The organism is Metallosphaera javensis (ex Hofmann et al. 2022), assembly GCF_022064045.1.
Taxonomy (GTDB): domain Archaea; phylum Thermoproteota; class Thermoprotei_A; order Sulfolobales; family Sulfolobaceae; genus Metallosphaera; species Metallosphaera javensis.
Genome location: NZ_JAKNCW010000015.1, coordinates 43004 through 57375 on the forward strand (window position 1 = coordinate 43004; position 14372 = coordinate 57375).

Annotated in this window: 13 protein-coding genes; 5 read left to right on the forward strand and 8 right to left on the reverse strand. The window is 42.9% G+C overall.

Annotated elements, in window-relative coordinates; all coding sequences use genetic code 11:
- The first annotated feature begins 203 nt into the window (after positions 1-203).
- Positions 204-1190 (forward strand): alcohol dehydrogenase catalytic domain-containing protein, encoded by a 987-nt coding sequence (locus L3N51_RS09530; RefSeq protein ID WP_238026920.1) that lies wholly within the window; start codon positions 204-206, stop codon positions 1188-1190.
- 26 nt (positions 1191-1216) lie between these two features.
- Here L3N51_RS09530 and thiC read toward each other — a convergent pair whose 3' ends face one another.
- Positions 1217-2521 carry a phosphomethylpyrimidine synthase ThiC gene (gene thiC, locus L3N51_RS09535; protein WP_238026921.1) on the reverse strand — a complete coding sequence of 435 codons (1305 nt, stop codon included), beginning with the start codon at positions 2519-2521 and terminating at the stop codon, positions 1217-1219.
- Positions 2522-2929: 408 nt separating this feature from the next.
- On the opposite strand from thiC, the gene L3N51_RS09540 reads away from it, so the two are divergent.
- Positions 2930-4363 carry an MFS transporter gene (locus L3N51_RS09540; protein ID WP_238026922.1) on the forward strand — a complete coding sequence of 478 codons (1434 nt, stop codon included), beginning with the start codon at positions 2930-2932 and terminating at the stop codon, positions 4361-4363.
- 3 nt (positions 4364-4366) lie between these two features.
- On the opposite strand, the gene L3N51_RS09545 is transcribed toward L3N51_RS09540, so the two are convergent.
- Positions 4367-4741, reverse strand: coding sequence for a type II toxin-antitoxin system VapC family toxin (locus tag L3N51_RS09545; RefSeq protein WP_238026923.1), 375 nt, complete (start codon positions 4739-4741; stop codon positions 4367-4369).
- On the reverse strand, positions 4723-4971 hold the full coding sequence (locus L3N51_RS09550; RefSeq protein ID WP_238026924.1) for a VapB-type antitoxin: 249 nt from the start codon (positions 4969-4971) through the stop codon (positions 4723-4725). The genes L3N51_RS09545 and L3N51_RS09550 overlap by 19 nt, the downstream gene beginning before the upstream one ends.
- 193 nt (positions 4972-5164) lie before the next feature.
- Here L3N51_RS09550 and L3N51_RS09555 point away from each other — a divergent pair, with 193 nt between their 5' ends.
- Positions 5165-5848: a class I SAM-dependent DNA methyltransferase gene (locus L3N51_RS09555; RefSeq protein ID WP_238026925.1), complete on the forward strand. Its 684-nt coding sequence runs from the start codon at positions 5165-5167 to the stop codon at positions 5846-5848.
- Between the two features lie 657 nt (positions 5849-6505).
- Here the strand turns inward: L3N51_RS09555 and L3N51_RS09560 are convergent.
- Positions 6506-7465 (reverse strand): tetratricopeptide repeat protein, encoded by a 960-nt coding sequence (locus L3N51_RS09560; RefSeq protein ID WP_238026926.1) that lies wholly within the window; start codon positions 7463-7465, stop codon positions 6506-6508.
- 653 nt (positions 7466-8118) lie between these two features.
- Here L3N51_RS09560 and L3N51_RS09565 point away from each other — a divergent pair.
- The gene (locus L3N51_RS09565) at positions 8119-8379 is read left to right on the forward strand and encodes a hypothetical protein (protein ID WP_238026927.1); all 261 of its coding nucleotides are present in this window, start codon (positions 8119-8121) and stop codon (positions 8377-8379) included.
- Between the two features lie 694 nt (positions 8380-9073).
- Here the strand turns inward: L3N51_RS09565 and L3N51_RS09570 are convergent.
- Entirely contained in the window at positions 9074-9883 is an 810-nt protein-coding gene (locus L3N51_RS09570; protein ID WP_238026928.1) for a hypothetical protein, read from the reverse strand.
- Between the two features lie 648 nt (positions 9884-10531).
- Here L3N51_RS09570 and L3N51_RS09575 point away from each other — a divergent pair.
- Positions 10532-11074 (forward strand): winged helix-turn-helix domain-containing protein, encoded by a 543-nt coding sequence (locus tag L3N51_RS09575; protein ID WP_238026929.1) that lies wholly within the window; start codon positions 10532-10534, stop codon positions 11072-11074.
- A gap of 422 nt (positions 11075-11496) precedes the next feature.
- Here the strand turns inward: L3N51_RS09575 and L3N51_RS09580 are convergent, their stop codons facing one another.
- The 3 genes from L3N51_RS09580 to L3N51_RS09590 form a co-directional block, all read right to left on the reverse strand.
- The gene (locus L3N51_RS09580; protein ID WP_238026930.1) at positions 11497-11895 is read right to left on the reverse strand and encodes a hypothetical protein; all 399 of its coding nucleotides are present in this window, start codon (positions 11893-11895) and stop codon (positions 11497-11499) included.
- A gap of 828 nt (positions 11896-12723) precedes the next feature.
- On the reverse strand, positions 12724-13224 hold the full coding sequence (locus L3N51_RS09585; protein WP_238026931.1) for a hypothetical protein: 501 nt from the start codon (positions 13222-13224) through the stop codon (positions 12724-12726).
- Between the two features lie 225 nt (positions 13225-13449).
- Positions 13450-13830: a winged helix-turn-helix domain-containing protein gene (locus tag L3N51_RS09590; protein ID WP_238026932.1), complete on the reverse strand. Its 381-nt coding sequence runs from the start codon at positions 13828-13830 to the stop codon at positions 13450-13452.
- Positions 13831-14372: the final 542 nt, after the last annotated feature.

Consider the following 14372-nt stretch of genomic DNA (forward strand, 5'->3'; position numbering starts at 1 on the left):
TCACGGTTTTTAGGGTCGTGTTAAATTGAACCTGTTACCTTTCCCGGACTACTAAATTGTTATGTATTCAAGGAGCCTTTGACGTGAAATACACAATAAACCGAGCTATGCCACTTTCCCTTCATAACTGGATTGGGAAAATGGCGTTATTAACAAATATAGCAAGGAAAGTTTTAACTATTCAGCGAGCTAATACTTTACTTATGAAAGCTATTCTATTTGAGAAATCTGGATTGGAGAACCTGAAGGTAGGTGAGGTTAAGGATCCCGAACCGGGATCACATGATGTTGTAATAAGGGTAATGGAATCCGGGGTAAACCCCATAGACTACTTCGTGGTGGTGGGAATACCTGTGAGGCCCATGCCACACATCCCAGGGGCGGAGATTTACGGAGAAGTGGAGAGGGTGGGGGATCACGTGAAAAGCGTGAAGCCCGGGGATAGGGTGGTGGTCTATAACAGGGTATTCGACGGTAATTGTGACATGTGTCTCCATGGCAATGAGATGCTGTGCAGGAACGGCGGTATAGTGAGCGTGGTGACTCAGGGAGGCTGGGCTGAGAAGATGCTGGTACCGGAGAAAAACGTGGTGAAAGTGGAACTGAATTCGTCCCTGGCAGCGAGCTTGCCAGTTGCAGCACTCACCCCCTACCATGCGTTAATGGAGGCAGGCGTTAGAGTTGGTAAGGTTGTTGTGGTGTTCGGTGCCTCTGGGAACACAGGCATGTTCGCGGTTCAGCTGGCCAAGAAAATGGGTGCAAAGGTGGTCGCGGTATCCAGAAAATCTTGGCTTAAGGATTTCGGAGCTGACGAGATTGCAGATTACTCCAACGTGAGGGGAGTGGTGGAGAGGGCGACGAAGGGAAGGATGGCCGACGTGGTAATTAACTCCCTTGGGGCCTCAGCCTGGGACTCGTCAATAAGTGTGCTGGGGGCAAAGGGTAAACTGGTCCTCTTTGGCACCTTGACTGGAGCAGAGGTCAAGGTGAACCTGTCAGGAATCTATTCAGCACACGCTGAGATCATGGGAACTACAGGTGGAACCAGGGCAGAGCTCCACGAACTGGTGGAGTTGTGTTCAGATTGCAAGGTAAAGGTGTACAGGGAATACCCTCTAGAGGAGGCAGCCGAGGCCCTCAGGGCACTTAATTTGGAGGGCAGGGATGGAAGGATAATGCTGAAGATTTAGTTGGAAAGGTCTTGAAACAAACGGCGCTATAACGATTTCCCTTTTTCCAACTTCTCCGTTACTCTTGGTAAAACCAGGTAAACGCAGAGGTCTCCACACATGGTGCAGGAACCCAGGGGTCTTTCCTTGTACTGCGTATATATCTGCTTTGCCCTCTCCTGGTCAAAGGTGAGGGAGAACATTTTTAACCAGTTGAGAGATGACCTGGCTAGACTCATCTCCCTGTCTCTCTCCCTAGCCCTCTCCCCAAGCTTCACTATGTCCCCTACATGGGCAGCTATCTTAAACGCTATGAGTCCCTCCTTTACCTGTTCGGGGGTGGGTAAGGAAAGGTGTTCAGCCGGGGTCAGGTAACACAGCATGTCTGCACCGTGGGCCGAAGCTATAGCCCCTCCTATGGCTCCAGCTATATGATCGTAACCAGCTGCCACATCAGTGGGTAGTATCCCCAGTACATAATAGGGAACTCCTCCAGAAAGTTCCTTCTCAAGTCTAATATCCATCTCTATCTGATCCAGGGGCATATGTCCTGGCCCCTCGATCATTACTTGAACTCCCTTCTCTTTTGCCCTTCTGGCCAACCTGGCATTGTTCACAAGTTCCGCAACCTGAAATTCGTCATGAGCGTCTGCGATCCCACCGGGTCTGAGGGCATCTCCGAGGCTCAAGGTGACGTCATATTCCCTTGCAATTTCCAGGAGGTAGTCAAATTCCGAGTAAAGCGGGTTCTCTTGCTGATTGTGAAGGGACCATGCAGCCATTATGGTTCCACCTCTACTTACAACTCCCGCCACTCTTTTCCTCTCCATCAGCTTCTTGGATAGGTCTAAAGTAACTCCCGTGTGAACCGTGATGAAGTCAACGCCGTCACTTAGTTGCCTCCTGATAACTCTGAACAGATCGTCGGGTGTGAAATCAATCACATACTTTCTCTTTGTTACCATTTCGTAATAAACCTGGTAAATCGGTACCGTTCCCACGGGCATCTCAGCACGCTCTATCACCATCCTTCTCAGGGAGTCTATGTCACCGCCGTCCGTGAGATCCATGATGGAGTCAGCTCCATACCTATTTGCTATTTCCACCTTCCTAAGCTCCTCCTCCACGTTATAGTGATCTGTGGACGCCCCAATGTTCACGTTTACCTTGGTAGAAAGTCCCTCTCCTAGGGCGGTGTACCTTTTCAGATTCCTTATCGCATTTTTGAGAATTACTATCCTCCCTGAGGCAACCCTATCCCTTATCTTTTCAGGGGATATTCCCTCAATCTCCGAAACCTTTCTCATTTCCTCCGTGATATTACCGCTTCTGGCTTGGAGAATTTGTGTCATATATAAAGTGGTTATAAACTAGGTTATAAGAATTGTTGGCGAGTGATTGATTTATTCCTGTTAACAAGCCGAATGAAGATCGAGGGTAATCTACTAGTCCATTTTCCATTTTGGACAGCGAACGATATGGAGGTTGGTAAAGCGATTTTACATGAGTTGAAAATGTAAATATCTCAATGATAAATTGTAGTACGAGGATCGAACCAATAAATGGAATTTTACCTTGTTCCTATAATTTTCAGTAGAGGAAGAGAGGATGAAACAGATCATTTAAAGTCCTGTTTCAGGTAGCTAGTTTACGTACTTTCCATTCAGCATAATTTACAATTACTTTCTCCATTGTCGCGCCCTCATCCTGTCAAAAAGATATATCGAAAACTATTAATACGTGAGCATCTGGCAAATCCTATGGATAAGAAAGCACAGGAGACTCTCATTATCCTGATTTCAGTTTCCCTCCTAATTAACTACGTTGAGACCATGGTAGTTCCGGCTGTCCCCAAGATTCAGCAGGACTTTGGCACAACAGAGACCCTGGTGGCATGGGTTACCTCAGCGTTCACAATCGTGGGGGCAGTGGTGTCCCCTGTATTTGGTAAACTTGGAGACCTTTACGGAAAAAGAAGAGTGTATCTCCTATCCATGGTATTCTACACCTTCGCCGTGGTCATGGCAGGATTCTCCCCCAACATCTATTTCCTTATTGCGGCCAGGGCGATTCAGGGACTTGGCTTCGCCATGTTCCCCCTGAGTTTGGCAATCATTACAGACATCCTTCCACCTGAAATGATAGCGACCGCACAGGGGATAATAAGCGGTACCATGGGGATTGGGACCGCGCTGGGCCTCGTGGTAGGAGCTTTCATTGACCAGGACCTTGGCTGGCAGTACGCGTTCCACATAGCCTTCATAATCTCCTTGATCCTGCTCTTCGCCGCGATCAAACTGGTGCCAGAGACAGGGGTTAGGAAGAAGGCGGTGATAGACTACGTGGGGTTCGGAACCCTGACTGCCGGGGTCACGCTCATTCTCATCTACTTGACGCAGGAGTCCAGCTGGGGCTGGTTCTCAATTCAATCGCTCTCCCTCCTGGTTCCAGGTATTGCCTTCCTGGGTTTCTTTGGATGGTATGAGCAGAGAGTCAAGAACCCTGTCATCGAGCTGAGACTCCTTAAGATAAGGAACGTGATGGTTGCAAACGTTGCGGGATTGATCTCAGGTATCATGATCCTGGCCCTGTTTTACGGGATCATCTACTACACTCAGTTGCCCCATCCCTTCGGGCTGGATCTGGATATAATCTCCGCCGGTCTCACACTGGCCCCCTCAACACTGGTCATGTTCGTGGTTGGGCCCCTCCTTGGAAGAATGATAAACAGGGTTGGTCCCAAGCCCATCATAGCCTCGGGTTCCCTGGTGATGATGCTGGGATTCTATCTCCTCATAGTGAACAGGGCAACTCCCCTGGACGTTACACTGGACACCGTGGTGGGCATGGTGGGCCTCCTGTGCCTCATGATACCCATTGTTAACATGATCTCTGTCTCCCTTCCCCCGGAGGACAGGGGTGTGGGGATAGGTATGAACACTCTCATCAGGAATATAGGGAGCGCGGTGGGTCCCGTGATCACCACCTCAATAATGTCCAGCTACCAGGGGGCATTCGTTCTGCCCTTCGACGGTACCTACATGGTGGAGATTCTGCCGAATTCCACGGCCTTCAACCTGATCTTCACCGTGGGAATAGGTATGGCGATCCTCAACCTGCTGATAGCCATGACGGTGAAGAACTACAGGTTCCAGGCCAAACCCATGAAGGAGGTGGTTGCTGAGGCGAAGTGAGCGTCAGGATAGTATCTCGCTCGCTTTAACAATTTTCAGTCCATATTTCCTCAATCTGGAAAAGTGACGGACGTTGTTTGTAACGAGGGTGTTGCCCCGGGATATGCAGATGCTACCTATGATCAGGTCAGGATCGTCAATCAGGTATCCCTCCTTGCGGAGCTCAGCGTAAATCCTTGAGGCAATAAGGATGGATTCGTTGTCCAGACACAGGATCTGAAAGTTCTCCTCTACGTCCCTCTTAAACCCTTCAACGTCTTTTCCCAGAAACGAAATACCTCTCAAAAATTCAAAAAGTGATATACAAGTGGTGTTACTACCTGCGAACCTGTCCTTGAGGCCCTTATTGTAAACAAGGATTAATGCGTTCGTGTCCAAACATTTCTCGCTCTCCACGACTTCCTTCCCTCTCTGGTGAGTTCTAGAAGGATCCTGGCCTCGTCATCGTTCAGTGCAATGGATTCCTTCTCTGAGTCCATGCCCCTGAGCAATTCCCTGAAGAAATCGTCCCAGTTCAGGGTCCTTCCCTCGCTAATCTCCAGCTTCCTTTTTATGAGCTCCAGCTTCCTCTTTGTGTCCTCCCTAACCGATATGGTAGTGTGACCCACATGTAATCATGTAATTATTTAATTATATAAGGATTAGCTTGTCCTCACAAGTTAGCCATCTCGCCCTCACCTCGTTAACGCAGGACATCCACACCGTATCAGCGTCTTGGTTGGGTACGTACTACCCCATCTGAGTTTCCGTCCCAATAATATGACACAATGGTTATAACCTGGTTATTACCCAATTTATATCATGTCAAGTTTCGACAAGTTCGCTGAGGAATACGATTCCTGGTTTACCAAGAACAGGAACGTGTTAATGTCAGAGCTTTTGCTCGTGGAGGAAATGCTCAGGGGAGAGGGGAGAGTGCTCAGCGTGGGTTGCGGCAGTGGACTCTTCGAGACCCTACTGAGAGAGAGGGGAATAGTGATCAATGACTGCGTGGAGCCCTCGGAGATGGGGAGAATTGCTGAGGCCAGGGGACTCAACGTGAGGAAGGGTTACGCCGAGGAACTACCCGTTCAGGAAAAGTATGATACTGTGCTCATGAATGGAGTAATTCATTATCTTAAGGATCCATTGAGGGCTTTGCTCGAGGCCAAAAGAGTCCTGCGAGAGAATGGCCACCTCATACTGTGCTGGGTGACGGGTGAAGGTTCGTATGGATTGCTTTACAGACTCGCCTCAATCCTGGGTTGGGAGAAACTTGAAGGCGTCTCACCCCAATTTCCCTATCCTCTGGAGTTCGTTAAGGAGGCCAAATGGCAAACAGTGGACGAGGTAAGGTCATTGTTAAGAAATGCAGGATTCGAAGAAATTGGGATAATGCAAACCTTGACGAGGCATCCCAAATACTCCAACAGTGAGATGGAGAGGCCCACTCCAGGATATGATAGGGGAGACTACTTATGCATTAAGGCCAGAAATATTTTGTGAGTACTAGTAATTAATCTAGAGGCTGGATAAACTCTAGAAAAGTGTCAAAACTCTTCATGGTAAACCTATAAAAGTTTTTATTGGATAGAGCTCATGAAAAATCCAGTAATAATCAGGACGAAATTACGACTAAATTGCCTTAGACTCCTTTTCCTCAACTTGGAGTCATCTGCTACTAAATAAATTTTATTTTTCCCGCACTTCTAGTAAAACTATTTTACCACGCGATCAGCAGTTTACGGGAAAGACTTCCAGGCTCGGCATACAACCTTCCCAATCGGCAAGTGTTTGTTTGATTTTTACTGATTAGTTACCAATATATAACTATTTGGTGAAAGAACAAATATAAACTATACTATATCGTTATACGGTCCAATAGCGATTTAAAAAGAGCATGTAATGTTAAAGGAGTGTATGCTGACCTTATTGAAAGATTCAATGTAAAAGTATACGATTTATCGAAAAGGACGCATGAAGTGGATTTTCTGTAATCTAGACATAGCCTATGATCTACCATGACCCGACCGAACAATGGCTGGATCCTCGCTTATTAGACGCCACATGAACAGAGGTCAAGAGGAAAATGATCATCAATCATGAGGATGTAATACCGATGAAATTTACTCGGCACAAGGGTATAAAGTCAGGTCCCTCCCCTCACCTATGTTCGATTCTCTCACCCTTTCCAGGAACGTAGTGTGTGACTTTCAGCGATTTACTTCCGCCCCTCTTTTGAACTGTAAAATATGGCTTTAACTCCCTGTGCTTGGGACAGTATCCGAGATAGTAGGAGCTCAATTCCCATTTCCTCATCTCTGTTCTAAAATCCTGCCTTCCTGATTCCTGAAGGTTGTCCAGTGCCTCAGCTATATAACTCCTCACCTCCTCGTCGACTGTGGTAACCTGATAATTCCTGCTCCTTATTCTTATTCCGTCGTTCACGTATTCAATAGCCTCGCTTTTATTCCCTAGCCTCCAGAGTATGACGGCCCGTGTGAGAAAGGTATACGAATATAGCTCGTCAAGGGCCTTCAACGAATACTCTAAAGCTAAATCCTCCCTAACCAAGAGAAAGTTAATCTCGGCCATGGCTCTCCACGCTCTAGTAGAGATTTCTTTAATTCCTTGGTCAATTACCATTTCAAAATATCTTTCCGCCTCCCTAAGATAGTCCCTATCCACCAAACGTAGATATGACTGGTTTAAGAGGAATTGCCCCTTGAAAAGCAAGAGAAGGGGATACTCGTCCGTATTCCTAGTTTTCTCAATTTGTAAATCAAGTAATCTCAAGAATTCTGTTGAAAAGTTCGAGTTTTTGTAGTTTTGCGATATCCATGTTATTAGCGAGTTTAGGCTGTGTAGTTTCATCAATCTTTTTATCCAATCATTTGTGTGAACTTGCTCGTTCTCTCTCCTATTCTCATTCAGGCATAAATTCATGTCAAGTAGAGCCTCCTCAGAATCCGGATCTATAACTAGGGCTCTCCTGAAAAGGTGAAGTGCCTCATTAATGTGACCATTGGAGCAGAGGATCTTCCCTGAGGCAATGAGAGGTTCAGAGAACACCGGTTCAAGGTCCATGAAGGCATTAATCAAGGCAATTTGATCCCGATTCATGAGGATAATACTGTGTTTTCGATTAAAAACATTACTTGGATTTTGATCTGTCGTTTACTCACAGAATTTACTTACCCTGATTAACATCAAAATCAAAATCTTAATCAAATAATGGGTAGAGACGGTCAATTTCACATTTAGGGATCCGTTCTTGAGATTCTATTTTCAATTGCGTGGAAATATCTAGTTAACGAGTATAAGATACGATTGATCGGCATTAATTAGTTATGCCGTAATCTCAGGTAAGTTTGGGTCCAATGTTTCAGGTGTTCTACACATGAAGGTGGATGCGTTGTGTTTTCACAGATGTTATATTGATCTTGATTACTGTAACGGGACTTACTCATTTCATTTTTATGAAAGATTCTGCTATGCATTTCCAGGCGGTGAAACCTTTTGCACATGTGTACAAAAATCTTTATAAGGACAGATTGTACTTAACTTCACCTTCGTTAAATTAGACTAATGAGAACTTCCTCTTTTAAGGTCGCACAGTACAGACTTAGTTAGGATTAAAACTTATAAATAGAAAAGGGAGATTGCAGTGTGGACAAATGGGAAAATAGAAATTAAATTAAAGTAGTGAGATAACTGAGATAAGGATGAGCTAGTAAGAGATATTTCTGTTATGTTCGGTATCAGGTTACGATAAGATGGGTGATGGATTATTGAACGCATCGAATGACTTCCTAGTACTAATCTTAGGTGTTATCATATCGATTCTTTTCTTCATTTATGAACGTAGAATAAGCCAGGGAAGTCCCAAGACTTTCCTTGACATATCGACCGTTCTATCTGCGATTGGACCAGTGTTGAAGCTCATGCCAGTGGGAGTGTTAGAGGTTGGTAATGCTTTTGATTTGGGAGATGACTATCCTGCTATTATCATCTTGATTATGTTCATCCTTGATTAGTGTGTGAAGTATTTGAATGAATCACATCAGGATTAAGGCTTACCTGAGCCATGGTGTCACGATGGATAAGGCTTAGTTTTCAGAAAATCCACACACTAATCCTTAATAGATTTATTTGAGAAAAATGGATGTGGCAGGAGATAAATCTCTTCAAGAGTTGGTGAAGACTCATGGTACTAGAAAGTGGTTAATACGGAGGGACTAATCAAGATGTCTTCCACTGCATGCCAGCCTTCCGACGTAACCTAAGCATGAATCCCTTTATAGCGTCTGATTGAAAGTGTCGTTATTTTACAGGATTCCTAGTGTGTAGAGTATCTTTTAACTAACGTAGCAAATTTCCTTTCAATTCAAGAATTGGTAAGAGTCACATTACCTTAATTACAACTTCACAAACTGGTGAGTTTCCATCCTGTGAAAACGTCTTCCTGGAATTTTCGGAAAAATGAGAGCCAATGGGCTTAGATATCAGACGAAAAGACATATGTATGGAGTTTTTGTAAATAAATAGATCTATATTTCAGTTAGCTAATGGTTCCCGATCAATGCTCTTTGCGTTGGGATTTTACATATGTTGGAAGAGACGGAATTAATACTACATGATTTCGAATTATCGGTCCTTAACACATTATGGATTAATCTAACTTACCTTTAGAAAGCTTAAGTGATTCCAGAATAGTCATAGAAGTCCGGACTAGTGTGGAGGAGTCCATCTTATGCTGTACATATTCATGCCGGGATTTTTCATCTCAAGGGTGAACATGTTGAGATCACCTCTAAACACGTGATCTTGGTCAATCTTACTAAAAACGAGCGTATTATCTGGTTTCCTCATCGTGGTATATGCATCAACACTTCTCGGTTTCCATGGTAAGGATACTGATAACTTGACGTAGAGGGTAGGACTGGTCACCGCTACTCCCTCTGATGAAAAGTCTATGTTGTATTTTCGCCTCAGTTCCTCCACAGTCGTCCCATAGTACCTACCATCCCAAGTTGAGTAACCGTAACTTACAAACTCTCCGGGCTCAAGAGGGGGATCGAAATTTATGCGAAGTTCCACGTTCTGACTTCTCTCTACTATCTCCCATCTGCCTGTAACTCTCCTTTCGTGAATGTAATTTACAATCTTCACCTTGCCCAATCTCAAGACCTTGGGTGATTTTGTGTAGTGATACCTATGTATAGCGTGGTACCTAGTGGAGATGGGAACTAGAGAAACAAACTCCTTTTTAGTTCTATAGCTCCTGTCCCCCTTCTCGGACATGGAGACCTTGTGGACAGTGTAAGTGAAGAGAACTTCACTACCTAGCTCATATGCCTTACCCTTAACTATCTTCTCATCCCGTATCTCAATTACACCTAATTGTGCCAATGATTTAATCAGGTCGTCAAGATGTTTATTTGGCCTCCCAGCAATCACGTCCTTCTTCACTTCTCCTTCAAGGTATAACCTGTGAAGAAGTCTTGCCAGGAAAATCTTATGGCTTGAAGGCCTTTCCATTATTTACTCTATGAGTTGATGGCGAAAAACTTTACTATCTAGATTGGAGAAGCCTTATGATCTTCATGTGTAGTGTGCTTGTTCTGAGTAACTTTTGTGATATCAGAAATTCACTTAAACCATGCGAACCTCAACATGCTGTGAGGGCGTTACACGTGTTTAGAACAGGTTTGCTTTCCTCTTTTTAGCCGGTCACGGACCAAGCATGATTTCATTTAATTTCTAGATACTGAAAAATGTTTCCATTAAGAGTAAGGCATAGTCTTGGCTTTACGTTATACAGTTCATACCTTTCATTTTCACTGAAAATTCATAAGATTTTGAATCACCCTATAACTTTTGAGAGCAATAACGACAGTGGTAACAGATCTGTAAGCAGTAATAAAAAATGGAATAATATTTTATGGATTTTAAAGTATAATTTCCCTGAATCTCCTGTCCAGATGGTAAGCAAAATTGCAAGAGCTCAGTCGTCAGGATCATTAGTAGTCTCTTGCACGCAGGTAAAACTTAGGAAACCTTTTGGACGAACATAGAAATTCTAGCCATAGAGGTGCTCAAAGGGTAAATCGAAATACCTTCTTTACGCTGGATATTTGTGCACAATCCTTATAATTGGGTAATACGTAAGGAAGTAAGTGATCACTAATGGCGAAGAAAAGGACAACCCATGATATCGTCAGGGATATGCTAGAGTTGGCCCGCGATGGAATAAGAAAGACAAATCTGATGATAGGGGCCCGAATAAGCTTTGACCTGTTGAAGAAGTATCTCTCCTTATTGGAGTCCGCTGATCTCGTCAAAGAGGAGAACAGGATAATACGCCTAACACCTAAGGGAGCGGTTACTTTACAACTCTTGAATAGATTGAATTTACTTGAGAGGGAGGAAGAATATCTGAGAAGGAAGCTCAGTGAGATGATCCCAGGAGATGTGGAAGACTCCCTAGAAACCATGAAGCGAGTCCTAGACGATACAGGGATACCCTATGATGCAGAAGGAGATTCGCTCATGATTGGGAAGATAGAGATCTGTAAGGAGATAGAGTGCGGAAAATCCATCTTTGTGGATAGGCCAAGAATTAAGGTTGGAAAGAAGTTCTTGGTCTATAGTGACGGTAAGAGTGTCAAGGTGATTAAGAATAATTCTGAGTCGCTTAAGAAGATGTTTAATGGAGTACAGGAGGAGTAGGACCGAGAAGACAAGTTTAACCATTATTTTAAATTTGATGTTACAGATTTTTCCTTTCGGCCTAATAACCAGCTGGTGCAATGGTTGGCTAACCCCACATTGTTGTGTATTTGAGGAGTCTTTAACTGTGTGTGGATTTTCTGAAAACTAAGCCCTTATCTATCGAGACACCATGGCTCATCCAAGCCTTATCCTGACGTGATTCATTCAAATACTCCACACACTAGTCTTTAGCGTGAAATACACAACAAACTGAACTAGGTCCAATGGTTTAATCTTTTTGTTCATGAAGAGAGGGCTATCATGGGAAACTTAGTTTGATTGAAAGGATTTACTGTGGTAGTCATTTGCTTACATTTCAGTCTCCAAAGTCCAGAGAGTGTAAGATAACCATCCACTACTTGAAACGTAATTCGCGAAAACTAGTCCGCGACCTGCCTAAGGTTAGCCACTACATGTTGCAGTAGATGATCTTCAGTTATGGGAAGCCTTTTCATGGGACCATTCCTTTCAACCTCAACAGAGATATCCAAGTTTCTGAAACCGGAGGTGCCAATGAACCTGATCCTGTAAATTATTCCTTTATTATTATTGAAAGTGTATAGATACTCGTTGAAGGAAAGGTTTAGATTAACTAGGAATTTCTGGTGAAACTCAAAGATAGAAAACTCCTGAGGTTTCTCACTGGGATAAAAGAGGGCGGTAAGCTTTCCGTCATTCTTAACCAGGTGAAAGTGGAATGTGAGAGGGACGACGAACTCAGGCTTCATTAGAAACCTTCTAATTGATTGGTCTACCTGGATTCTCTCGTTTACAAGCACCTTGATCACCTGGGGAAAATTAACAAATGAGTTTTAATGTAACGTGAGGGTAAGAATATCTTTTCCTTGCCGTTATACCTATTTTCTTGTAAACTAATGAGATTACTAAAGAGGTAGCGGAGATAATTAATTGTGCTCCTAACCTTAGCGAAACATCGAGTTACCTTGCACTCCCTTCCTTCTAACTCACTGAGTGGACCCACATAATAAAATGGTTTCTATTCATTAAAAACCTTGCCATATTTGTTTAGCATTGTTACAATAATAGTCTAAACCAGGACATTTCAGTGGCTTAATCGGTTTTGTCTAAGGTAGGTTCTCCTGTGGGTAATATTCAATCTATTGTAAACTAGAAAGGTGGGCATTTTCGGGTAGTCTCCACTGACTATATAGAAGATCCAATCCTCATTTTCTATCCCGATTGTAAATGATTAGTCAAACAGACGTATTATCATTGTCGTGGTTATACTTGTCAAAGTTCATAGTGTCATCATATTGGCATATTTTAAGGTTTAAGGAGTTCGATGCGAAGTCGTGAAGCCGTAAAACAAATTTATGCAAGTTTGACGGCACTATGTCAAAGTTGTATAGTTTCATTCTGTGATACAGTGACTTTATACCTAGCTCCACTATTAAAATACTCTGACATGACGACACTATGGTACAGTCTAAGAAACCTTCTTATCATGGGCCTGGGGTTATGATAGAATAGTTAGAATGAAAAGTAACGTAAAACAACCAGATTTTCCACGGGATGATGACCTCGGATATGACGACTAAGACTGTACCTTCAGTTCTCCAATTGCTGTAGTAAGTGTCCGTAAGCCTCTATTTAATCTGCTTAAGCTCTCTTCTTATTTGCGAAATTTCTCTAGTAATAAAGACATAACTTATAATAAAAAATAAGAATAGAAGAGACTCGAAAAAAAGGAATATTGTATTGCTGACACCCTCGATTAAACCTGGATATAACGTTATAAATCCAGAGAAAAGTATGGATAAACTGGAAAGTGTAACGAAGAAAAACATAATATCCCTTACCCTTCTCTCGACAATTTCAAGTTTGTATGTATCCTTAGCTGAATTTAGGAGTGTCTCAATTTCTTTTATTACTGGGCCAATTTTATTATATACCGTATCGGCGACTTCCCTGGCCTCCACCTTTCCCCCTTTTATTCTAAAGAAGACTAGAACTTCCTCAAGGAGATCTGCAGTGTTGCCTGTGAAGAATTTACTTACTTCGTCAATGAAATTGGCTATAGCCAGCATCCTGTATTTTTCCCTTATCCTTCGCAGATATACTATGAAATCCCAATAGACCTTTATCACTACTAGCGAGAAGAGAATTGTGATAATAAAAATGATAATCGAAATATCTTGAAAAAACATTATTCTCCCTAGTCAGTGTTATGATGGTCCTTCTCCTCTCTGCGCTTATCAACGTCGTAAGACAATTGCCTCAACCTCTCAGATACCTGCTTAAACTCTTCCCTTGCTTTCAAGAACCTCTCTAGATCTTCAAATCGCTTCAGGTCATTTTCAGTTATACGACGATTATCCCTGGTGAATATTGTGACTCCCCTCTTTTTTTCTGTCTCTTCCAAAAAACTTGCCTCCCTTCTTCGTAGTATCTTCTTCAGGCATTTCATAAGACGATTTCCTCAGACTCTCAGATAGCTGCTGAAATTCTTCCCTTGCTTTCCGGAACTTCTCTAGATCTTCAAGTCGCTTCAGGCCGTTTTCAGTTGTATGATAAAGGATTCCATCAAAGCTAATATACCCTTGACCTTTAAGTTTAGAAATATACTTATTTGCTAATTCATAACTTAAATTAGCTTTATACATTAATGCGGTCTTCCTTATACCGTTTTTACACGCGGTAAGTATATCGTACTCTATATCATACTTGGTCCTCTTTTTTCTTGGTAGGAGCATACTATATTTGATTACAGAATACTTATAACCCTTATGTGTAAAATGGATGCCTATTTTCTATATTGATTCAAGGTTGGTCTTCTATTTTTGAGCTCCTGTGTAGATTGAAGCGTTCAAATGATAACCAAAGCGAATCTTATTTTCAGATAAGAAAGGATAGTTTGTGGAGTTTCTGAAGAGCTAACCTTAAAGATGTATAGTACCCATGATAGCAACCCTCCGAGAAGATTAGATACACGAGAGACTGTCCAGACTGAGAAAAATTCAACGAGAAGTCATTGAGTTTCGAGGTTTTCGCCGAATCAGAGCAAAGCATTAGTTTAAGGTGCCATGAATCACGTGAAGTTACTGGGCCTTCCATGGAATTAAGATGACTACTTAATTCAACTTATTTATTTATACTTTTCTATCAAAATAAGCCGAATTCTGTGCTATCCGGACACCCTCACGAGGGATTTGGGGAAGTACGACGAGAACCTAGTGACCACGTACGAGATGTTCCCGTTTCTGTTTTAATACTGGTACGAGCTTCTCAAGGAGGA